A 21,525-nucleotide genomic window follows, 5' to 3' on the forward strand; every position below is an offset into this window, starting at 1 on the left:
CCCCAATGCCGCATCGTCATTTTGCCCTGCGCGCAATGCGCCTATTTACCAGCAACCACCGTGCCCCCGAAGCCGATAGATGGCTTGGGTTGATCCTTGCCACAATTGCAGGGTCGCTTAATGCAGGGGCATTTTTAATGATGAGCCAATATGCCTCCCATATGACCGGACATCTGTCGCAAATGGCAGGATCGTTGGTAACGCAAGATTTGTCTTTGGTGATCCTTAGCTTTGGAATTTTGGTGCTGTTTGTTGCTGGCGCGGCACTGGCGTCTATGATGATCGCCTGGGGACATGATCGCCATGCCAAGCTGACCTATTTTCTGCCGCTGGCCTTGCAAGGGGCGTTGCTGGCGGTGTTGGCGTCAACCGAGTTTTTGCCAAACGCCTTGACAGGATATACCGGGCTTGCGCTGCTGGCCTTTGTAATGGGGTTGCAAAATGCGACGATCACCCGAATTTCCAGCGCCCGGATCCGCACCACCCATGCCACCGGGTTGCTGACGGATATGGGGATCGAGCTGGGCCGAGCCGCCTATGGCCTGGGTCATCCCAATCACCAAGATGGGCAAGATAACAGCCGCTTGTTTCTATTCATGCAGCTGGTGTCGGCCTTCATCATTGGTGGGGTTTTAGGCTGTCTGGGGCACGGGGCCTTTGGCTGGGGTTTCGCGATTTTGCCCGCTGTCATTTTGATGTCGATCGCGCTGGCGACCGCCCCGCGTAAGGCCCGCGCCGCAGCCGCTGCGTGAAAAACGGGAACGGGCCTGACGGGCGGTGGTCGTGAACGCTTTCCTTCACATTGATTTCGCCCTATGAGGCAGATTGAAGGAGAGCGTGATGACCCAGAAATTCAGCTATACCCTGAACGCCACAGATGGCCGGGCCCGCACGGGCGTGATTTCCACCCCGCGCGGAGAAATCCGCACACCTGCTTTCATGCCGGTTGGCACGGCGGCGACGGTAAAGGCGATGATGCCGGAATCGGTTGCCGCGACCGGTGCCGATATTTTGCTGGGCAATACCTATCACCTGATGCTGCGGCCCACCGCTGAGCGTATCGCGCATCTTGGCGGGCTGCATAAGTTCATGAATTGGTCCAAGCCGATTTTGACCGATTCTGGCGGTTTTCAGGTGATGTCTTTGGCCGGGCTTCGCAAATTGACAGAAGAGGGCGTGACCTTTTCCAGTCATATTGATGGATCCAAACATGTGCTGACGCCCGAACGTTCAATGGAGATTCAAGCGCTTCTTGGCTCGGACATTGTGATGTGTTTCGATGAATGCCCTGCGCTGCCGGCGACGGATGCAGAGGTTGCAAAATCTATGCGCCTGTCGATGCGATGGGCCCAGCGGTCGAGGGATGCATTTGGCGACCGCCCCGGACATGCGCTTTTTGGCATCATGCAAGGCGGCGTGACCAAAGACCTGCGTGAAGAATCCGCCAAGGCCTTGGTTGATATCGGGTTTGACGGTTACGCGGTCGGGGGGTTGGCTGTGGGCGAGGGGCAAGAGGCAATGTTTGGCGTTTTAGAATATGCGCCTGACTTCCTGCCCACAGATAAACCACGCTATCTGATGGGTGTGGGTAAGCCCGACGATATTGTGGGTGCGGTGGAACGCGGCATTGATATGATGGATTGCGTGCTGCCCTCACGTTCGGGGCGGACGGGGCAGGCATGGACGCGGCGCGGGCAGGTAAATATCAAGAATGCGCGCCACGCGAATGATCCCAGGCCCTTGGATGAGGCCTGCACATGCCCGGCGTGCCAAAACTATTCGCGTGCCTATCTGCATCATGTGTGCCGGTCGCAAGAGATGATTTCGGGCATGCTGATGACATGGCATAACCTACATTATTATCAGGAACTTATGCAGGGGCTGCGCGATGCGATCGCAGCCGGGCAGCTTTCGGCATTTGTGGCCGAATTCCACGCCACCCGGGCGCAGGGTGATATTGAGCCGCTCTAGGCGGCCATACGCACGATCAAGATGACGGCTGCAAAATGGGTGGCGGCCGCAGCCAGGACATGCCCGTGCCAAATGGCGCGGGAAAATGGCACTGGCTCATATAGGTGGAATACCGTGCCAAGGGTGTAGGTGATGCCGCCTGCAATCACCAGGGCCAGTGCGGGACCGGGTAAGGTGGTCAGCAAAGGCCAGGTGATCAAGGCCACTGCCCAGCCCAGCGACATGTATAGGATTAGCCCGATCCTTTCGACACGATCAAAAAAGCCTAGCTTTAGAACGATGCCCGTCAGGGCCACGACCCAGACGGTGCCTGTCAGGCACCAACCGGCCGTTCCGCCCATGCCGATCAGAGCCATTGGAGTGTATGTTCCTGCAATCATAAGGTAAATTGCGGCATGATCGAATTTGCGCAGCAAGGCGCGTGTGGGGCCATGCAATGTCATATTATAGGCCGCTGACAGCGAGAATGTGGCCAATATGCCGATCGCATACACGATCAACGGCCCTAATTTTTCACTTTGCGCCGTCAGAACGACCCAAACAAGCAAACCTGAAACACCCGCGATTGCGGCAGCAACACCCAACACATGCATAACGCCATCCGCGACATGCTCGGTCTGGCTATGCTGCAATATAAATTGCGTCATTGCCTTCACCTTTCGTTAGAAGGGCAGGCGTTCACCTTGGGCCAGTGCCGCGACAATTATGTGACCTTGCGCGGAGTTCGACATAGCCTTGTGCCGAACCTCGGTTGAACCGATTATCAATTAAGCCCTAAAAGATGCGTTGCCGCGCCCGGATTGGTCCTTTTATCAGACCAGATTACCACATTATTGTGCGCCTGAATGCCAAATGATCCGTTAACATGGCCGCAGTTTTGGCTCATACTTTAGTGGTAGATAAAATTAGATCTATTATTCGCACAACTAAAGCAACGGCTTACAGGAAATCTGTCACTACAAAATCTGCAGGCCGCCCGTGTTGACGCAAAAGCCGACCGTTGGGCAGATCATTGGTTTCCACGCGACGTTCGATTTCGGCAGCGGGTAGGGATTGTTTGGTCCAACGACGGCTCAAACGCGCGCGCAGCTCTGGTTCTGGCACATGTAGCCGGATCGATAGGTCGAAATGCAGGAATAAATCGCGCCACCCCGGTTGGGTCAGCAAAAGATAGTTCCCTTCGACCAACACAAAACGGGTGGCAGCTGGAACGATCGCGCCCTGGACAATAACCTGATCACGGTCGCGGTCGAACACCGGCACAGGCAGGTCCTTACCCGGCAGTCGCGCGGCGGCCAGACAGGCAGATAGTCCTGCAATATCAAAGGTTTCGGGTGCGCCCTTGACCTTTCGTAAACCGTGCTGATCTAACCAGTCATTGTCGCGGTGAAACCCGTCCATTGGCAAAATTGCGGCACTGCCAGGTGTGGCGGCATTCAAATCACGCGCCAAATCCTTGGCCAGCCGTGACTTGCCAGAACCGGGGGCGCCCACAATGGCAATGACCGCCCGCGCCCCGTCGATATTGCGCAGATGCCCAGCCAGATCGGCGCGGGGCACCCGCATTTCAGATGGCATGATCGCCCCGTGATCACCCATGGGGCCATCACCGCTTGCCCAGGTTTCGGCATGCATATTGGGCGATTCCATTAGCTTAGCCCATTGCCTTGATCAGCCGGTCCAGCGCGGCTGAAGGATCCTCTTCGCGCCAGATTTCTTCACCGATGGCAAACCAATCGGTCACCGGCGCATATTGCGCGATCAGGGCTTCTGTCAAAGCACCTTCGGCCACGATCGGCACTTCGATCACTTCGGACCACCATTGGAACAGATCGTCTTCGATCTTATCGCCACTGCCCAGATTGCTGTCGCCAATCGGGCCAAAACAAACGTAATCCGCCCCGGCCTCGCCAGCGGTCATGCCGTTATGGCGCGATACGCCACAATGGGCGCCGACAATCGCATCAGAGCCCAGCTCTTTGCGGGCATGGCGCACGGTGCGCGCCCCATCGGTCAGATGCACACCATCGAGCCCGTGGCGTTCCACTAGCTGCACATGGCGTTCAATGACCAAGGCGACATCGCGCGCATGGGCGACCTCCCGGCAGGCATCAGCGGCCCGCCCGATTAGATCCTCGTCAGAGCTTGCCAGCGCAAGGCGGATACAGGCAATTTCATGCGTATCCAGGACCCGCGCCAATTGGCTTGGGAAAATTTCGGTATCGAAAGAGGGGGGTGTCAGCAGGTAAATCTGCGGGCGGTCCTCTGTGTCCATTGCGCAACCTCGCATCTTTGGCGGCTATTGTGTCCTCATAGCGCAACGTTGCACGGCTTGCCAGTGGGCGCGCACCGCCTTATTCGGAGAGCGAGAGGAGCCGTTCATGCAAGATCACCCGACCACCCCCCCCAGTCAGCCGGTTATTGTTCTGGTCCGCCCACAGATGGGCGAGAATATCGGCGCGGCGGCGCGGGCGATGTTGAACTTCTCATTGAACCAGATGCGCTTGGTGGATCCGCGCGATGGTTGGCCCAACCCAAAAGCTGTGACAATGGCCGCAGGGGCTGCCGGGCGCGTGCTGGATCATGCGGGCGTGTTCAAGGATCTTCCCGGCGCGCTGCATGATTGCGATTTTGTTTTTGCAACAACAGCACGCGGGCGCGAATTGCCCAAGCCGATTTATACCCCAGAAGCCGCCATGGCCGAGGCGCATCAGCGTATCAGCGCAGGTCAAAAGGTTGGAATTTTGTTCGGGCCTGAACGCACCGGGTTGGAAAATGATGATATCACGCGCGCGAACGCCATCATCACAGTACCGGTAAATCCCGAATTTTTCTCATTAAATTTGGGTCAGGCGGTCTTGCTGACGGCCTATGAATATTCGCGCCATACCCATGCCGCGCCGGCCATCAATCCAGGCCTGGATGGGTTCACCCCTGCCAATGGCCAAGAGGTTGAAGCCTGGGGCGACCGCATGGAAGACGCGCTGGAACAGGCCGGTTTCTTTCATCCGGCCGAAAAGGCGCCAATGATGAAGCGCAACTTGCGCAACATGTGGACCCGGTTCCAAATGACCCGACAAGAGGCGCAAACCCTGCATGGGGCTTTGAAGCAATTGCTGCGAGGCAAGGGTTAAGCGATGGCAACAGTTGCTGCGATATTACCTGATCCGATCTGGTGTCTTGCGGCCTTCGTCCTTTGCGTCGCGGTGGATTGTGCGATTCACACGTGGTTCTATATCCTAGGTCGGCGGGGGGATCTGCCGCGTGTTTTGCGAAATATGGGGCCTGTTGGCTTCTATGCGCTTCGGGTGGGGCTCTGCGCCGCCCGCATCGGCTATTCCATCGCATTCATTTTGCTGATTCTTACCACAGTCGTCCTTTAGGCCGGGCGGTGATTGGCGTCAGCTGCGACCAATTGCCCCGGAAACAGCTGTGCAGGACCCATCATGGGGCAAACCCGCTTGAACGCCTGTGCTGTGCCGCCTAGTTTGTGCGGCGCCCCCATTTGTGCCGGGCCCGAAGGAGAGCATATATGAGCCAAAAGCGCAGCATCTTTGAAGAGGTCGGCAGTGATGTCAAAGCCGCCCCGGCCTTAAAAGGTGGCATGATCAATGCCAAATCGCGCGGGGCCCGCCGGGGCATTCGGGCCTGGCTTGCGGTGCTATTCGTGCTGGTCTTGACCATGATCGCCGTGGGTGGGGCAACGCGGCTGACAGATAGCGGATTGTCGATCACCGAATGGAAGCCGTTGTCGGGCGCTGTGCCGCCGATGACGCCGGAAGATTGGGCGGCAGAATTCCAGAACTATCAGCAGATCCCACAATATGAGCTGCTGAACGCCAATATGACCTTGCAGGAATTCAAGGGAATTTACTGGTGGGAATGGGGCCATCGTCAGCTGGGTCGGGTTATTGGGCTGGTCTGGGCGCTGGGGTTCTTTGGGTTCTGGATTGCGGGGCGCTTTCCCACGGGCTGGGTGCCGCGCCTTCTGGGCCTTGGGGTATTGGGCGGATTGCAAGGCGCGATCGGCTGGTGGATGGTGTCTTCGGGCCTGACCGGAGAGATGGTGGCCGTAGCGTCTTACCGCTTGGCGGTGCATTTGGGGCTGGCCTTCGTTATTCTTGGGTTGATCGCATGGTATGCGATGCAGCTGTCACGCAGTGAGGCGGCTTTGCTTCAGGCACGGCGTCTCGCAGAACCCAAGCTGTTTGGCATGGCCACAGGGATGTTGCATCTGGCCTTCGTGCAAATCCTTCTGGGGGCGTTAACCGCAGGCATTGATGCCGGGCGGGGCTATACCGATTGGCCGCTGATGGGGGGATATATCTTGCCGCCCGATCCGTTCTCCGAAGTGCCCTTGTGGAAGAATTTCTTTGAAAACGCTGCTTTGGTGCAGTTCAATCACCGCATTGTCGGGTATCTGCTGTTCGCCTTTGGGGTTGTCACGGTGCTCAAGGCGCGCCGTTCTGCGCATCCGAACACGCGTCAGGCCTTCTTGCTGATGGGGGCGATGTTGCTGTTGCAAGTCGTGCTGGGCGTCGTGACCTTGCTGCATGGTGCGCCGGTTCATTTGGGGCTGGCCCATCAATTCGGCGCGGTGCTGTTGTGGGTGATGATCTTGCGTGCCCGCCACCACGCCCGTTATCCCATCGTTCAATCCGTCAGAGGGGCCTGATATGACCGCGTTCCAAGAGCTATCGCAGTTTCTTCGTGACACACAGGCACTGTCGCGCGTGTCGATGCGCACCGGTTGGGATCAGGAAACCGTTATGCCGCGCGGTGCATCTGACGACCGTGCCGAAGAAATGGCCGCGCTGGAATCCATCCTCCACGCGCGGCGCACCGATCCGCGGCTCCCTGATTGGCTGGACCGGGCACAGGCGCAAACCCCGGCACAGGCGCGTATCTTGGAACTGACCGCGCGCAGCTATGCCCGTACAACCCGCATCCCTGCGCGTTTGGCAACAGAATTGGCGCGGCTGACGTCGCTGTCACAGGGGGTTTGGGCACGCGCCCGCGCGGACGAGGATGCCGGCGCTTTTTTACCCACATTGTCACAGGTCGTTGCCCTTAAACGAGAAGAGGCACAGGCCCTGTCAGATGGCGACCCATATGATGCGCTGCTGGAAGATTACGAACCGGGCACAACGCAGGTCGAAATAGCGCAGATATTTGACCGCATGCGCCCGCGCCTGACCGCGCTGTTGGACCGTGTGCGTGGCGCTGCAGCGCAGCCCAAAGCGCTGAACCATAACTTCCCGGCCGATCAGCAAATGCATATCGCACGGCTTTGTGCCACAGCCTTCGGCTATGACTGGACGCGGGGGCGTCTGGATCTGGCTGTGCACCCGTTCTCATCGGGCGGCGGCAATGACGCCCGCATCACAACCCGAGTGGCCGAAAACGACCCGTTCAACTGTATCTACTCAACGATTCACGAAGTTGGACACGCCTGCTACGAACAAAGCATCGATCAGGCCTATAATTTCACGCCGCTGGGCGAAGGCGTGTCGATGGGCGTCCATGAATCGCAAAGCCGGATCTATGAAAATCAATTGGGCCGTTCCGCGCCCTTTACCGCCTGGCTGTTTGGTCAGATGAAAAAGAGTTTCGGTGACTTTGGCATTGCCAAGCCACAGGATTTTTATGCAACCGTCAACCGGGTCGCGCCAGGGTTCATCCGCACCGAATCCGATGAGCTGCAATATAATCTGCATATCATGCTGCGCTTCGATCTAGAGCGTGATCTGATCGCAGGCCGTCTTGATGTCGCTGACCTGGAAGAGGCCTGGAACGCGCGTTTCAACGATGATTTCGGATTGCAGGTCGACAAACCTTCGAATGGTTTTTTACAAGACGTACATTGGCCCGTCGGACTGTTTGGTTATTTTCCGACCTATGCGCTTGGAAATGTCTATGCTGGCTGCCTTAATCAACAGCTCCGGCATGCCGTACCCCAAATTGACACGCATCTGGAGCGCGGCGATGCCAGCCCAGCCACCGCTTGGCTGCGCGAACATGTGCAACATCATGGCGCGTTGCGCAATCCACGTGACACGATTGCGCATGCGTGCGGCTGCGCGCCAGACGAAGCACCACTCTTGGCGCAGCTCGAAGACAAATTCACCGCTATCTATCAGCTGTAGCGTGACGTGCTTACGAACTTTGGCTCAATTCATCTTGCCCAAAATATCCCGGGGTGAATTGGGCCAAAGGCCCAAAAGGGGCAGCGCCCCTAATTTCCGTACTCAGGTTGAGCCGCGCGGATGAACCTCGCGCGGCTCAACCCGCAGCCAGATCCCGTCTTCTCCGCGTACCGTCAGATGCGCAACCGGCACAGGCGCGCGCCCGTCCACCGGGTCAAAGCGAAATGCCCGGACCAACATCGCCAATAGCAAGGGACCTTCTGCCATCGCAAACCCGGCACCGGGGCAAACCCGCGTGCCTGCCGAAAACGGTATATAGGCGCTGCGCTGACAGGCTTTGCCATTTTCCGTTTGCCATCGCGCTGGGTCAAACCCATCGGGATTGTCCCACAGACGCGCATGCCGGTGCAAATGCCAGGGCGAGATGACAATCTGTGCCTTTTTCGGCACATCGCGGTCACGAAAATGCTCAGGACAGCTTGTCTCACGCACCATCATTGGCACTGGGGGGTACAACCGCATGGCCTCGCGAAACACAGCGCGGGTAAGCTTCAACCGACCCAAAGCAGCCATATCTGCCTGTGCTGGTAAGGTGGCGGCCTCTGCCGCTACGGCATCTTGCCAATGTGGATGGCTGGCCAGCAGATAAAGCGCCCATGCCAATGCCGAAGCCGATGTCTCATGCCCGGCCAAAAAGAAGATCGCCACCTGATCGACCATTTCCTCTGTATCAAAACACATCCCGGTTAGCGGATCCGGTGTTGTCATGATCTTGGTGGCCAGATCATCAGGGGCGGTCCCCCGCGCGATGGTTTCAGCCCGTCCAAGGGTCAATGTTTCAATCAGCAAGCGGATGCGCCGGGCGGTGCTGCGTGTTTCTTTGCGATGGGGATGGGGCATCCAGCGCGGCCAGGGCAGCAACGCCGCCAGATTTGCCACCGGTGCGGTTTTTTGATGGGCGCGAAACTCCTGAAACACGGCAGAGGCGGTCTGATCTTCGATCGGAATTGAAAATAACGTGCGAAAAATCACATCTGCCGCCGCATGTGAAGTCTCGGCCTCGATATCCAAACCAGTGGCGTCGGTGTCTTTCGCTTGCGCCTTCAGCCGGGTGACACAGGCCTCACCCGCCGCCCACATGGCGGGTAATGTGTCACGTAAGCGCCCGCCTTCAAAGGCGGGGTCAATAATGCGCCGCTGCCGCGCCCATGCCGGACCATTTGTCAAAAAGACAGAGTCGCGCAGCAAAGGCCGCAGCCCTTTGCCGATCCTTTCTGATTTTGGGAAATCCTCGGGCCTGCGGCGCAGCACCAGATCCACCAGCTCAGGATCATTGCACAGATATGACCGGAAAAAGGGCGTTTTGAACTCGGCCATCCAGGCGCGGTACAGCCGTGCCGGCTGCGCTGACAAGATGTCTTTGCGAAACAATTTGAAATATTGCCACAGTGAAACTTTGTCGGGCCGTGGTGTGGGTTTGGGCGGAAGCATCATGCCATATCCCTGAAGCGGTTTGCTACGCGGGTGATGCGGTTTTTTGAAGATGGGCGATCGTGATAGCGTTGCGCCAATGTCAGCGGGCCAGCAGTGATACGAAAGTAATCATAATCACGCGGTCGGGCAAAGGCGCATAAATATTGAAAATGCAGGGAAAAATATCGCCGCCGCGCTTGCGCCCATTCTGCCTGCGACATGGTTTGCGAAAAAGCTGCAGAGAAAACCAACGGCCATTTCTGGGCCTTGGGCGCAACCCCGGTCACAGCCACAGGATCCACAAGCGCGAATGTGCAGCCATCGCCCTGCGCGGTCACATCAACCCATGTCAGCGCATCACTGGCCGACAGGTTATGCAAATCGCGCCGTAGTCTTTGTGCGCGGGGCAGAAATGATAGCATCGGAACCACATGACCCAATGTCAGTAGCGCAAGTGCTGGGGGCTGGGTTGGGGGCGGCGTCGCCGTCCCCGGCGCTGTGGCCCCCTCGATGGGGGGTGCAGCGCCTCCTTGGTTGGGCATTGCTTTGATGACATCCGCAAGGATCGATATGCCGATATGCGCGCCAGAGCTATGACCGACAACCAATACCTCATCCCAGTTTTCACGCAAAGCGGCCGCGATTTGGCCGCGAAATATCGCCATCCTTTGTTCTAATGCCGCAGGATAGGCGCCACGCCACCGCGCCGTAAAGGCATAATCATGCATCAGATAATAGGCATATATCCGGTTGTCGATCTTGCGAAACCACCGCAAGACGCCCCAGACAATCCCGATGCCCGCCACCGCAGAGGCTGTGATCAGCGCCACGCGAACAGCTGCCATCGTCAGGGCTTGCATGGCAAAATAATTGATCGCCGCCCACATCATCCATATCGTAGCCCCGGCAACCATCACCGCACACAGCAGCTGCGCCAATAGCACCAACACCGGATACAGCGCGGCGGCAATCGGGGCCAATCGCAGCCCGGCCAATCTGCGCAAGGTGCCTGTTGATAGGTAAATCCAGGCGGTGCGCGCCAATTGCGCATAGGTTGCTGCAATCGATGCCCCCATCGAGCCGCGCACAATATCCGACCAGACCAGAACGTCCATATCCGTCTCGGTTGTCATCCCATCTTGGGTGGCGCTTAAATGCCAGCCATAGCGGCCCGTGCCCGGGGTCTTGGGCGATAGGCGAATTTCATATCCGGAAACCTCCGCCTGGCGCGCGGCTTCTTTGCGATATAATTCGCGATACCGGCGGGGATGAATTGGATCATAGCCGGGGATATAAAACACGCGGCGTCTGCGCACTTGATCAAAGGGTCGGTTGGTCTGTGTCACGTTTATCCGGTCCAAAAGCACCTGTGCATCTTAGGGCCATCGCGTGGAGATCAAAGACCTATCGCGATGGCGCAGCGAAAAATCTGGTGGCTGGCGCTATAGGTTTCGCGGGGCGTGCCACTTCAGGGTGTTGCGTTCAATCGCGGTGATCCGATCGGTCGTTTTTGGATGCGTCATCAGCCAGGCAGGCGGGCTGGTGGCTGCGCCAGATTGCGACAGCTGGTCCAGTTTACGAAACAGGCTGATTTGCGGCTCAGTTCCCATGCCTGCTTTGATCAATAAGGCGGAGGCGAATTCATCCGCCTCGAACTCGTCACGTTGACTAAGCCGTGCGGCCAGCGCGCTTGTGGCCATATTTGCCAACCACGGGCCAATGAAGGGGATAAACCGTCCCAACACAGTAGTCAGCAATAGCCGCAGGATATTTTGCCCGGTGAAATCCATCATGCGCCGTTTGGAATGGCCCAACGCAACATGCCCCAGCTCATGCGCCACCACCGAAGCGATTTCATCTCCTGTCACGATGCTTTGACGGTATTTTTCAAGAAACCCGCGGGTAATGAAAACCCGGCCATCCGCATCGGCCAAACCGTTGATCGGCGCAATATCGTAAATCAGCACGGGGATTTTTGGCAGGTCCAACGCCCGCGCCAAAGGCGTGAAATGCGCGGCGAGTTGGGGATCGTCTAGCAGATAGGAGGCGGCGTTCAACTTGCGCCGCATCTGGCGCGCGGAAAACATCCACATGGCCAGACCGGTCAGAAAAATCAGCAATAGTGGCAAAAAACGTATCATGGCAATGCGATCATGGTTGGGCGTTTCACTTGCGTGCGTGCGCGTCGGATGTCAGCGGTTTGGGGCAGGGCCGTCATTGCTCGGGTGTCCCTCCGGATGATTTGGCAACATTCCACAGCCACCATCCCAGCGCCAGCGCGACGGTGCCGGCGGCAATCATTCCCAAAACATCGCTGGCCAAGGCCGCCGCCGCCGACAGGTTAGCGCCAAAGAATACGCCCATCATGGTATAAATGCCCACCCAGGTAATCTCACCCGCTGCAGCAGAGAGCATAAAAAGCCGGCGATGATAGCGCGTCGCCCCAGCGGCAAAATTCACATAGGGGCCAAGCGGCGAAAACAACCAGCGGCTTAGGTAGACGGTCGCTGCGCCGCGCGCTTGCAGCCGTGTGACTGCGCGCGCCAACAGACGGCCACGCGGATGATCCGGGCCGGGCAACAAATGGCTGAACCGACGACCGATCAAATAGCCGCTCATATCCCCGAAAACTGCGCCGATGACGGCAGATCCGGCCACGGACCATAGGGCCAAATCGCCCGATGCCACAAAGGCCCCACCTGCGATCATTACCAAAGATGCAGGCATCGGCATAGCCAAGCAGCTTAGGAAGGTGACCGCCCCCACCAGCCACGGCCCGTAAATTGGCAGCAAGGCCAAGACCTGATCGCTGATCTGTGCGATCATTCTTTGCGATCCTTTGTCGATGTGCCGTGTTTGGACATGTCTGGCAGATTGGGCAGCGCCATGCGCAATTCGTTCAGCAAAACCTCAACCGGGATGTCACGTTTGCGCGCTATGTCTTTGATCCGTTGTTTTTTATGCGGATCAACCTGTAACACGTTTGCAACGTCGTTGCGGTCTACATTCCAGCTGCGTGCCAGATATCCGGTGGTCATCCAGGCCTCTGGTGCGCGTTCGACATTCTTTGGGTCAGACCAATAGAGCGCATGATCGATTGTGCGAACGGCATAGGTCGCGGTAAGCGTCACTGCGACGACAAACACGATGCTAAGAATTTTATGATGTGCCCAAATTCGTATGATATGCCGCAAACAGGGTCTCATGTCATGACCTTCATCGCCTGCGTGATCCCATCCAACGTCAGCGGAAACATACGCTGAGGAAAAATATTTTCTATCATTGCAATGGATTGGGTGTATCGCCACTGCGGCTTTGGCACCGGGTTTAACCAGACATGCGCGGGCCATTGTTGCGCCGCGCGGTCCAACCAGACATGTCCTGCCTCATCATTCCAATGTTCATTCGCCCCGCCGCGATGGCTGATCTCATAGGGGCTCATGGATGCGTCACCAACGAAAATGCATTTATAATCAGACCCGTATCGATGCAAAAGGTCCCATGTTGGTATTTGTTGGTCCCAGCGCCGATGATTGTCACGCCACACCCCCTCATACAGGCAATTGTGGAAATACCAGTGCTCCATATGTTTGAATTCGGCTTTGGCGGCCGAGAACAGCTCTTGCACAAGCGCGATATGCGCATCCATGGACCCGCCAACATCCAAGAACAACACGACTTTGACAGCATTGTGCCGTTCTGGCTGGGTTTTTACGTCAATATGACCGGCCTCGGCCGAGGCGCGGATGGTGCCGGGCAGGTCCAGCTCCTCTTGCGCGCCCGACCGTGCCCAGTGGCGCAGCCGCTTCAGTGCCACTTTGATATTGCGGGTTCCCAGTTCGACATCCCCGTCAAAATCACGAAATTCACGCTTGTCCCAGACTTTGACTGCACGCTGGTGGCGTGACTTGTCCTGGCCAATGCGAACGCCTTCGGGGTTGTAGCCATAGGCGCCAAAGGGCGATGTGCCCGCCGTGCCAACCCATTTGGACCCGCCTTGATGACGGCCCTTTTGATCGGCCAAACGCTGCTTAAGCGTCGCCATCAATTTATCAAACCCACCAGCGGCTTCGATGGCGGCTTTCTCTTCGGCAGAGAGGGTCTTTTCAGCCAGCTTGGTCAGCCAATCTTCAGGAAGATCAATCGCATTTAAGACTTCGTCTGAAGTTATGCCTTCAAGGCCCTTGAAACTATGAGAAAATGCTTGATCAAAGCGATCCAGATGGCGTTCATCTTTGACCATCACTGCACGGGCGAAATAATAGAACCCATCGGCATCATAGGTGCATAGCCCCGCGGCAAGACCCTCCAGGAAGCTCAGATATTCACGCAACGAGACAGGAACCTGATGGCGGCGTAAACTGTCAAAAAAGGGCAAGAACATTACGTAGCCCCCGTGCCACCTAGAATGACCGTCCGACGACAATGGTCACAAACAGCGCTACCAAGGCAAAGCAAATGGCATAGACGCTGGCAAATTGGACCCTGTCCATGGTGTTACCGCCGCGCGAACGGGCGCGGCGGTTGCCAATAATGGCACCTATAATTAGTGCAGCGACGACGATCATCGTGCCTCCTTTTCGGCGCGATGATCCGCACCTAGTTCAAGCGACGGCTTCCAGCCCGGGCAAGGGCGGCAACCTCTGCGGCACGGGATTGGGCCACGGTATCTGACCCAAATCCATAACGTGCCCAGTTCTGGCTGTCGACCCGTGCTTGTGCTGCCTGTCCTTGATTACCTTGCTGACCAAAGGCTTCGGCCCGGATCATATATAAGGTCGACATCAACGCGGCGTCTTTGGTGCGCAGGGCGGGGCGCAAGGCGCGCTGTGTCAGGGACAGGGCCTGGTCGCTGCGCCCCGAGGCCAGGGCGAATGTTGCAAGCTGCATATCGACATGGGCGCTTTGCATATAGGCCCCTGGAGTCGCGCTGTAATATTCCGCAGCCTTTAAGAAGGAGCGCAGCGCAGTCGACGGATCGCTATTCAGCGTCAGTCGGCCCATGATGAAATTGGCAAAGCCTGCGCGGCTGTCAGTCCACCCCTGTGCGGCGGCGATCTGAATTGCCTGTTGGGCCGCAGATTGGCGTGACCGGGTGGAGCCCGCGCTCATGGCGCGCGACACAGCATTGGTGAAGCTGTTGGGCGTTTTGTCCTCGATCAATCGGGTGACAGAGCCGCCGGCAGGATTGACGCGCGATAGAACGCCGGGAAGGGCCGAGAGCACTTCTGGTTGGCTCATACCTGACTGCAGTGCGGGATCATACCATGCGCGCAAGATTGTCATGTCATGGCGCGTCAGAACCGAGTTGAAATTGTCATCATTCCACACCGTGTCGGGCAGGCGGTAGCTGTCATTCAGCGGTCCCAGCGCCTGCGAAACTTCTTCATGCAGGCAGTCGCGGATTTCTTGCGGTGCGGCCTGTGCGGGGACAAACACGGCGGCCGTGCGGCGCTGTGTCACCCGGGTCCAGTCTGTCAGGCCAGAGCGGCGTTCGGCCTTATACTCAGCAAAGCTGGACACATTTGGCACTACGAAACAGGCCACATTTGGCACAGCAGCGCGCAGCTGACGCTTCGGCACGAACTCTACGGTAATATGGTTGCCTGCACCGGTTCCGGTGCTAATCGCGATACCTGCTTCGTTACGCAGCCGAGAGACCAGTTGTGATAGGTCCTGTCCCGCCTGACCGGGGGCAGGCCCGGCCAGAGAAATGGTGATTGGCCCCTCAAACCGGGTGAAACGCGCCAAAGGGCGCCCCGATTCCAACTGGAAGCCCAGCTCCATGAAGTCGCGTGCCATCAGGCTATTGCCCAAGATGGATTCGCGCGGCAAGGCAGGCAGCGACAGACCCGTTGAAGGATCATTCAGCGGCATAGAGATGGCGGCAGATGACGCCCGTGCCGTTGGTGCTTCCATTTGTGGGTTCACAGTGCAGGCACTTAGCCCCGCGCTGATGGCCAAAACAGATAACACAGTCACTAGTTTACGATTGCGTCCGAACGATGCCGAACGCATTGCCCGGACAGGTTTGCGCATAGCGAAACCTGCCGCGAGCGGCACATATTGAAAACGCATGGCAGTGCGTTCCCCCTTAATTTTTACCCCAACGACAGGCTACTGAGTGAGCCTTCTGGAGTAAATCTTTCGTTTACCTTTGGTGTGGATTTGTGGCGCGGGCTGTTTCAACAACAAGATATAGCCATATTTCGGTCTAAAGGTTAACGAAGTTTCATACCCACCCCGATTCGTTAACGTTTTTGGAAACAGACTGGTTTGAAAATTGTGTAAACTTGCCCTCATGGTGCGAATTTAAAAACAGATTGTTTCACAATTTTTATGGAACTTATTGGAGTGAATTTTTCCGGGGCACAGATGTTCCTTGCTTGTTCTTTCCCTGGATGCCGAAAAATACGCCGCCTGTTGCGGAAATGATTCGTCTTGGAGGCGAATAGAGCGGTCATATAGGGGGAACAGTAGGGGTGCTTTTGCGCCGACACACATCTTTATACGTTCAGTCAGAACAAAATCCGCATCCATCAAGGTGACGTAAGGGTCAGCTTTTGCGGAGCTTTGGGGGAATTTAGTTAAACGCTGCCCAATAAGCACCGCTCGTGGATCACCAAGGGCTGAAAATTGACACAGGTTCAATCGGTGCGATGGGTCTGCCACCCCATCGACAATTTTGCAGCAATCATGACATTGACCGCAAATTATTGACAAAGTGTTAATACGTGCTGTGAAAGTCGCATATTTCGGGCCACATATAGATATTTAGCCATGAAAAAACCCGCGCCATAGCGACGCGGGTCTTATCTTGAGCATCAATAGGCGGGATCAGCTGCGACCGCGGCGGCCCCCACGGCGGCCCGCACCGGCAGCAGCAGCGGCTTTTGAGGCCTCTGCAAAAGTTGCGCCGGCCTTCATTGCCTCAATCACCTTGGCCAAACGGATCCACTGCATTCCGTTTTCATCATGATCCATCAACAGGTTCGCGGCGCGCACGGCCTCCATCTCGACCGAGCGGACAGGGTTCATAATTGCAGAGGTCATGCCCGCACCGATCGCCATCGGCAAGAATGCCGCGTTGATCCCGTGACGATTGGGTAGGCCAAAAGAGATATTGGAGGCACCGCAGCTGGTGTTCACGCCCAATTCGGTCCGCAGCTTGTGCACCAACGCAAAGACCTGGCGGCCTGCCGTAGCTTTGGCGCCGATTGGCATAACCAGCGGGTCCACCACGATATCATGCGCTGGAATACCAAAATCAGCTGCACGCTCGACAATCTTTTTTGCGACAGCAAAGCGCACCTCGGGATCGTCAGAAATTCCGGTGTCATCATTTGAAATGGCGACCACTGGCACATTGTATTTTTTGATCAATGGTAGAACTGTTTCAAGCCGGTCTTCCTCCCCTGTGACAGAGTTCACCAGCGGCCGACCCTCGCATGTTTCCAAGCCCGCTTTCAGCGCCTCGGGCACCGAGCTGTCGATACACAGCGGCACATCCGTGATCGCTTGGACGCGGGCGCAAAGTTCGCGCATCAGTGGTGGCTCAACAAAGTTGTTATCCGCATAGCGGGGGTCTTCGGCCATTTTGTTGGAAAATACGGCGCCAGAATTGATATCTAGCACGGTTGCACCGCACAATACCTGTTCCAACGCGTCCATTTCTACAGTGGAAAAATCACCCTGTTCCAATTCAGCAGCCAGCTTCTTGCGGCCGGTCGGGTTGATCCGCTCTCCAATCACGCAGAAGGGTTCGTCAAAGCCGATGGTGACGGTCTTGGATTTGGACTCAAGGACGGTGCGGGTCATAGTGCTGGTCTTTCCTGTGATGTGCGATCCATGTCGCATTTGTCGTGATCCCGCCAAGCGGGAAGAAATGTGCAGCCTCAATCAGGCTATTGGGATGCGCGGCCTTATATCGGGCCAGGCGCGTGGCAATTTCGGTTGGTTCAAAGGGTTTGAGCAGCTTGGTCACATCGCGGGCGCGTTTTTGCAACACTGATAGCGACGGGCCGACGCCACAGGCCACGGCGAATTTGATCAAGGCTTGCAGTTTTGCCGGCCCTGCAAGCCCAACGTGAATAGGCATCGTGATCCCTTTGGTTCGAAGACCTTCCGCCCAGGAGATAACCGGATCGGCGTCGAAGACAAACTGTGTCACCAGCGCCATCTTTGCATCCGAGCGATCGGCAAAGGCCTGTTTGAACGCCAGTGCCTGCATCACGGCTGTGTCGCCGCCATCGGGATCAATATCGCGGCTGCCTTCGGGGTGGCCTGCGACATGCAACCGGTCAAACCCATCAAACGCGCCACTGTCCAGCAGTTGAATTGCGTTGTCGAACATGCCTTTGGGCTGTTTGATCCCGCCTGCCAGCAGCAGCGCCTGTGTCACGCCTGCCTCTGACTGATAGCGGCGTACCCATTGGCGCAGCTGCGCGTGGTCTTGCACCAATCGCGCCGGAATATGCGGCATCGGGGTGAACCCTGCCTGATGGATCCGGCGCGCTGCAGACACCATATCGTCAATCCCAGTGCCGTCGATATGGGCAATGTAGATCCGCGTGCCATCAGGCATCAAACCGGAAAGATCGTCAATTTTCGCAAGGGTGCGCGGCATGACCTCAATGGAGCAGCCCTGAAGAAAAGGGTGTAACACATTGGGCGCTGCGCATCTGGGTTGAAAATTCACGATGGCCATCGGTCTTTCTCCTTGGATAAAGACGGATCAACCCTCGCGGCCGTCACCGTCGATCAGCGCCTTCAGGCGCGTGCTGTCATATTCGGATAAAAGACGATCGACGGTGGCCAAGGCTGCCTCTTCGTCAGAGCCTTCGACTTCACCACTGGGCTGTTTGCGCCATTCGGCCAGATAGGCATCTGCATCTTTGGCGCCGATTTTCATCGCAACCCGGTCAATGGCCTGTTCAAACCGTTCGGGCAGGGGCTTTTTGACCCCGCGCCGACCTTTGCCTGCAATCACCTGCGCGGGAATGTCGCGCCAGTAAACGATGGTGATCTGTGCCATATCGAATCCTTTCCGATGGTTCAGCATCGCTGACAGCCACCCAAATATCAGGAGCGATCGCGACGGTTTTCGGTCGCCAAGCGACCTCTGCCTTGTTCATACCTGCGTGTCGGGGCCGGGGCTAGCCACGCTGCGTTGAAACTTTCGCATATAGAAGATGAACGCTCTGCTGTGTGGATTGCTCAGCGAAAGCCTACGCAGCGCAGCTCGGCGCGAGTGTCATCCCCCCCCGATCGACCAATAAGGGCAGGGGGCAAGAAACGGTCTTCCCAGTGACAATAATGGGCAGATTTTTCCCGGCATAATTTTCCGCATGAGGGTGGTGAAAACACTTGCGCGCCGAGAATCTCACGTCTATACAGCGCCTCGTGTTCCGGCGTAGCTCAGCGGTAGAGCAGTTGACTGTTAATCAATTGGTCGTAGGTTCGATCCCTACCGCCGGAGCCAATTACCTTTGATTTCATTGGGAAAATTGGCAAACCACAAAACCTGCTAACAACATACTCACAGTTCTTTAGCGCCCTTTGGGCGCTGCTACAGGCTGGAAGAGATCACGCATTCGTGAACGAATGCTAGGTCAATTTCCATTCATCCGGCCCGACATAGCCCCGCGACGCCTTAGCGAAGTCTTGAACGGCGGTTCGGTCGTTAATGTAAGTGCTATGAAATTCGGCGAAGGTGTTCCCTTCACGCGGTCGTTCCATCACATAGAAGTCGCAATATTGGTCGCAAAGGCTGCAAGAGTAAGACCAGAAGTTATCGAAATTGTCGAAGTAGTCCCGCGCACCGTCAACAAGTTCGTAAAGCCCTTGGATATGATAGCCCGCGCCCTGCGGAAGCACTTTATCAATGCGTGGTGCCAGAATTTCGTAGAAAGGTGCATAGGCGAAGAATGCGTTCCAATGACGGCGAATATGCAATGTATAGACGTGACCGTTCCAAATCAGGGGCTTAAGTGCTATTCGAATTTCCATCGCTATTTGTTGCGCGTGATAGTCAACGGAAGCTTCGAATTTTACAACGAAAAAAGACCCCGGCGCTTCGCAGCAACCGGGGCAGTTAGCTTCCAAATTGGCCCTTCGGAAGATCGTTAGAAACAGGCTGCGGGAATGCCCACAATCAAGCGGTCGGCGTCGGGATCAACGCCCGCAGAAACAGCCGCTTGGCGCATGGTTTGCCCTTGGGCGATCCGAACCACCCGACAGGCCGGAAAGCCCCGCAGCGGGTCAGACAGCGCGGCCCCTGACAGCCAAACGATATGCGCGGCCCGTTCGTCTAGCTTGGCCTGCGCCTGCGGTGGCACAAGCGGCGCTGCGGGCACATCATGGGCCACCAACAAGGGCAGACAGCCCGCAGCGACAGCCGACGACAGGTCGGGCGGCAAATCGTCCAGCCCGCAGGCCACAAGCCGCCCATAGGGGCCGTAAACGATCTATAGCCCATAGGTGACTTTTCGTCGGCGCTTGACGCGGCAAGCCAAGCCGACAGTTCTTTCAATTGGGTTTCGGCAAATGTGGGCATGGTCATTCCCCCGTCGAAAGCGGCATGTCGATTTCAACCGGCGTGTTCATGCCCTTTTCAACGCCGGGGTCGAAGAATGCGCGGGGGATTTCGGCGGCGACGTTTGCAAGCTTGGCGTCAAGCCCTGCAATTTATTGCGCGGCAACGACACGCGCCGACGCTTCGGGGGCATGGGCGGCGGCGGCATGAATGCGAAGCGTTCCCAAGCGTTCTTGAGAAATGCCAGAAAGCGCGGCGGGGGCTTCGAACAATGCCGTCGCAAAGCGAATATCAGTTTCGACAAGCGACCGTAGTTCCGAAACGAAATCAACGTCGCCCTTCCGCGACAGGACAAACGCGCGGATTTCCGAACGAACGACTTGCGTGGCGGTGCCAATGTCGGGCGACAAAGCTGCATCAATCGCGGCCATTGCGGCGGCGGTTTCGTTGTCGGCCCAAGCCTTTAGTTCGGCGCGGGTCTTGTTGATTTCGGCAACGGTCGCTTCGGCTACCTTGCGCCCGGCTTGGTGCTGTTGCGGCGGGGTGCGGGTCTTATCAAATGCGAGATTTTGAACCCGTTTCGCGGCGTCGGCAACGGCATGATGCACTTTCGCAAGTTTCGTTGCAGGTGTCGCGTCGTATTTCGTCCAGTCGCCCATTAGGGCTTTGCGCCCCGCATCCGTTGAAAGGAATTGCATGGTTCGTTGTGTGTGGGGGGTATTAACAAGGGCCATTTAGTCAGTTCCTTTTGATTTTGATTTCGGTGCCGTCGGCAAGGTGAACGAAGTTAGGTTGTTTCCGCCCCGGCTTTAGCGGCGCAGGGTTGTTGGCTACGGTGCCCACAATGACGGGGGCTTCGGCTTGCGGGGCTTCGTCATTCAACAGCTTGGCGTATCCGCGAAGGGCTTGCTGCAAGTCCGCCTGTTGCATTCGGCAACGTTCGGCCCATTCGTCATGTTCATAACGCGGCAAACAGTGAAGAACCCCGTCGCGCATAACTTCGCGCCACATCGGTGTTCCATCCATTGAAATGCCAAGAATTTTCGCACCAACCTTGTGCTTGGCTTCAAGGCGTTCAATGCGGGTTTTCAGTGAGGCAAGCGCCATGATTACGACCGCGCTTCAAGTTCAAGAAGCTTGGCTTCCAAGTCGGCGGTTTCCGCAAGCTTCGCGATGATTTGCAACAGATAGGCCAGCTTTCCGGCTTCGCTGGCGTCAATTTCTTTCGACCGAACCGAACGATACTGAATCGCCGCGGGTTTACCGGAGACCTATAGCTTCATTTCACGCGACCATATCGAGCACGTCGCGCTGTGCATAGAAGTTCTGTTCAGCCTCTGCTGGCGGTATGTTTCCGATAGGGCCGAGCAAGCGCCGGTGATTAAACCAATCGACCCAGCC

At 56.9% G+C, this 21,525-nt stretch carries 24 protein-coding genes and 1 tRNA gene; 7 read left to right on the forward strand and 18 right to left on the reverse strand.

Annotated features, from left to right (window positions below; genetic code table 11):
• The first annotated feature begins 5 nt into the window (after window positions 1-5).
• The gene (locus BFP70_RS08470) at window positions 6-752 is read left to right on the forward strand and encodes a YoaK family protein (protein ID WP_176715519.1); all 747 of its coding nucleotides are present in this window, start codon (window positions 6-8) and stop codon (window positions 750-752) included.
• Window positions 753-840: 88 nt separating this feature from the next.
• Window positions 841-1,971, forward strand: a complete 1,131-nt coding sequence (gene tgt / locus BFP70_RS08475) for a tRNA guanosine(34) transglycosylase Tgt (protein WP_066010904.1) — start codon at window positions 841-843, stop codon at window positions 1,969-1,971.
• Here tgt and BFP70_RS08480 read toward each other — a convergent pair.
• From BFP70_RS08480 to BFP70_RS08490, 3 genes are all read right to left on the reverse strand, one after another.
• Window positions 1,968-2,618 (reverse strand): hemolysin III family protein, encoded by a 651-nt coding sequence (locus BFP70_RS08480; protein WP_066010905.1) that lies wholly within the window; start codon window positions 2,616-2,618, stop codon window positions 1,968-1,970. The two genes, tgt and BFP70_RS08480, sit on opposite strands and share 4 nt — an antisense overlap.
• Window positions 2,619-2,910: 292 nt before the next feature.
• Window positions 2,911-3,570, reverse strand: a complete 660-nt coding sequence (locus BFP70_RS08485; protein WP_176715520.1) for a hypothetical protein — start codon at window positions 3,568-3,570, stop codon at window positions 2,911-2,913.
• 55 nt (window positions 3,571-3,625) lie between these two features.
• Window positions 3,626-4,246 carry a thiamine phosphate synthase gene (locus tag BFP70_RS08490; RefSeq protein ID WP_066010906.1) on the reverse strand — a complete coding sequence of 207 codons (621 nt, stop codon included), beginning with the start codon at window positions 4,244-4,246 and terminating at the stop codon, window positions 3,626-3,628.
• Between the two features lie 106 nt (window positions 4,247-4,352).
• Here BFP70_RS08490 and BFP70_RS08495 point away from each other — a divergent pair, with 106 nt between their 5' ends.
• The 4 genes from BFP70_RS08495 to BFP70_RS08510 all read left to right on the forward strand — a co-directional run bounded on the left by BFP70_RS08495 (window position 4,353) and on the right by BFP70_RS08510 (window position 8,117).
• The gene (locus tag BFP70_RS08495; protein WP_066010907.1) at window positions 4,353-5,105 is read left to right on the forward strand and encodes an RNA methyltransferase; all 753 of its coding nucleotides are present in this window, start codon (window positions 4,353-4,355) and stop codon (window positions 5,103-5,105) included.
• 3 nt (window positions 5,106-5,108) lie between these two features.
• On the forward strand, window positions 5,109-5,354 hold the full coding sequence (locus BFP70_RS08500) for a hypothetical protein (protein ID WP_066010908.1): 246 nt from the start codon (window positions 5,109-5,111) through the stop codon (window positions 5,352-5,354).
• A 149-nt stretch (window positions 5,355-5,503) separates the two neighbouring features.
• Window positions 5,504-6,646 carry a heme A synthase gene (gene ctaA / locus BFP70_RS08505; RefSeq protein ID WP_066010909.1) on the forward strand — a complete coding sequence of 381 codons (1,143 nt, stop codon included), beginning with the start codon at window positions 5,504-5,506 and terminating at the stop codon, window positions 6,644-6,646.
• A gap of 1 nt (window position 6,647) precedes the next feature.
• Window positions 6,648-8,117, forward strand: a complete 1,470-nt coding sequence (locus tag BFP70_RS08510; RefSeq protein ID WP_066010910.1) for a carboxypeptidase M32 — start codon at window positions 6,648-6,650, stop codon at window positions 8,115-8,117.
• Between the two features lie 102 nt (window positions 8,118-8,219).
• Here BFP70_RS08510 and BFP70_RS08515 read toward each other — a convergent pair whose 3' ends face one another.
• The 11 genes from BFP70_RS08515 to BFP70_RS08560 all read right to left on the reverse strand — a co-directional run bounded on the left by BFP70_RS08515 (window position 8,220) and on the right by BFP70_RS08560 (window position 18,624).
• On the reverse strand, window positions 8,220-9,608 hold the full coding sequence (locus tag BFP70_RS08515) for a cytochrome P450 (RefSeq protein ID WP_066010974.1): 1,389 nt from the start codon (window positions 9,606-9,608) through the stop codon (window positions 8,220-8,222).
• A complete protein-coding gene (locus BFP70_RS08520) occupies window positions 9,608-10,936 on the reverse strand; it encodes a hypothetical protein (protein WP_255356642.1) in 1,329 nt (442 codons plus the stop codon). Before BFP70_RS08520 ends, BFP70_RS08515 begins: the two co-directional genes overlap by 1 nt.
• 96 nt (window positions 10,937-11,032) lie before the next feature.
• Window positions 11,033-11,731: a M48 family metallopeptidase gene (locus BFP70_RS08525; protein ID WP_066010911.1), complete on the reverse strand. Its 699-nt coding sequence runs from the start codon at window positions 11,729-11,731 to the stop codon at window positions 11,033-11,035.
• A 73-nt stretch (window positions 11,732-11,804) separates the two neighbouring features.
• A complete protein-coding gene (locus BFP70_RS08530) occupies window positions 11,805-12,416 on the reverse strand; it encodes a DedA family protein (protein ID WP_083217407.1) in 612 nt (203 codons plus the stop codon).
• The gene (locus BFP70_RS08535; protein WP_176715521.1) at window positions 12,413-12,796 is read right to left on the reverse strand and encodes a hypothetical protein; all 384 of its coding nucleotides are present in this window, start codon (window positions 12,794-12,796) and stop codon (window positions 12,413-12,415) included. The genes BFP70_RS08530 and BFP70_RS08535 overlap by 4 nt, the downstream gene beginning before the upstream one ends.
• Complete coding sequence (locus BFP70_RS08540; protein ID WP_066010913.1) at window positions 12,793-13,974, reverse strand: VWA domain-containing protein; 1,182 nt, start codon at window positions 13,972-13,974, stop codon at window positions 12,793-12,795. The genes BFP70_RS08535 and BFP70_RS08540 overlap by 4 nt, the downstream gene beginning before the upstream one ends.
• Before the next feature lie 19 nt (window positions 13,975-13,993).
• Entirely contained in the window at window positions 13,994-14,158 is a 165-nt protein-coding gene (locus BFP70_RS20995) for a hypothetical protein (protein WP_176715522.1), read from the reverse strand.
• Window positions 14,159-14,189: 31 nt separating this feature from the next.
• Window positions 14,190-15,668, reverse strand: coding sequence for a DUF2927 domain-containing protein (locus tag BFP70_RS08545; protein WP_255356643.1), 1,479 nt, complete (start codon window positions 15,666-15,668; stop codon window positions 14,190-14,192).
• Window positions 15,669-16,427: 759 nt separating this feature from the next.
• Window positions 16,428-17,408, reverse strand: a complete 981-nt coding sequence (locus BFP70_RS08550) for a methyltetrahydrofolate cobalamin methyltransferase (protein WP_066010914.1) — start codon at window positions 17,406-17,408, stop codon at window positions 16,428-16,430.
• Window positions 17,389-18,297 carry a 5,10-methylenetetrahydrofolate reductase gene (locus BFP70_RS08555; RefSeq protein ID WP_066010915.1) on the reverse strand — a complete coding sequence of 303 codons (909 nt, stop codon included), beginning with the start codon at window positions 18,295-18,297 and terminating at the stop codon, window positions 17,389-17,391. The genes BFP70_RS08550 and BFP70_RS08555 overlap by 20 nt, the downstream gene beginning before the upstream one ends.
• 27 nt (window positions 18,298-18,324) lie before the next feature.
• Window positions 18,325-18,624, reverse strand: coding sequence for a virulence factor (locus BFP70_RS08560; protein WP_066010916.1), 300 nt, complete (start codon window positions 18,622-18,624; stop codon window positions 18,325-18,327).
• Between the two features lie 372 nt (window positions 18,625-18,996).
• Here BFP70_RS08560 and BFP70_RS08565 point away from each other — a divergent pair.
• Window positions 18,997-19,071 (forward strand) — tRNA-Asn (locus BFP70_RS08565).
• A gap of 125 nt (window positions 19,072-19,196) precedes the next feature.
• Here BFP70_RS08565 and BFP70_RS08570 read toward each other — a convergent pair.
• From BFP70_RS08570 to BFP70_RS08585, 4 genes are all read right to left on the reverse strand, one after another.
• Window positions 19,197-19,694, reverse strand: coding sequence for a hypothetical protein (locus BFP70_RS08570; RefSeq protein ID WP_141693133.1), 498 nt, complete (start codon window positions 19,692-19,694; stop codon window positions 19,197-19,199).
• A gap of 20 nt (window positions 19,695-19,714) precedes the next feature.
• The gene (locus BFP70_RS08575) at window positions 19,715-20,029 is read right to left on the reverse strand and encodes a hypothetical protein (protein ID WP_066010918.1); all 315 of its coding nucleotides are present in this window, start codon (window positions 20,027-20,029) and stop codon (window positions 19,715-19,717) included.
• Between the two features lie 247 nt (window positions 20,030-20,276).
• Window positions 20,277-20,822, reverse strand: a complete 546-nt coding sequence (locus tag BFP70_RS08580; protein WP_141693134.1) for a hypothetical protein — start codon at window positions 20,820-20,822, stop codon at window positions 20,277-20,279.
• Between the two features lie 40 nt (window positions 20,823-20,862).
• Complete coding sequence (locus tag BFP70_RS08585; protein ID WP_066010920.1) at window positions 20,863-21,231, reverse strand: hypothetical protein; 369 nt, start codon at window positions 21,229-21,231, stop codon at window positions 20,863-20,865.
• Window positions 21,232-21,525: the final 294 nt, after the last annotated feature.

This window comes from Thioclava sp. SK-1, from assembly GCF_001705665.1.
GTDB lineage: Bacteria > Pseudomonadota > Alphaproteobacteria > Rhodobacterales > Rhodobacteraceae > Thioclava.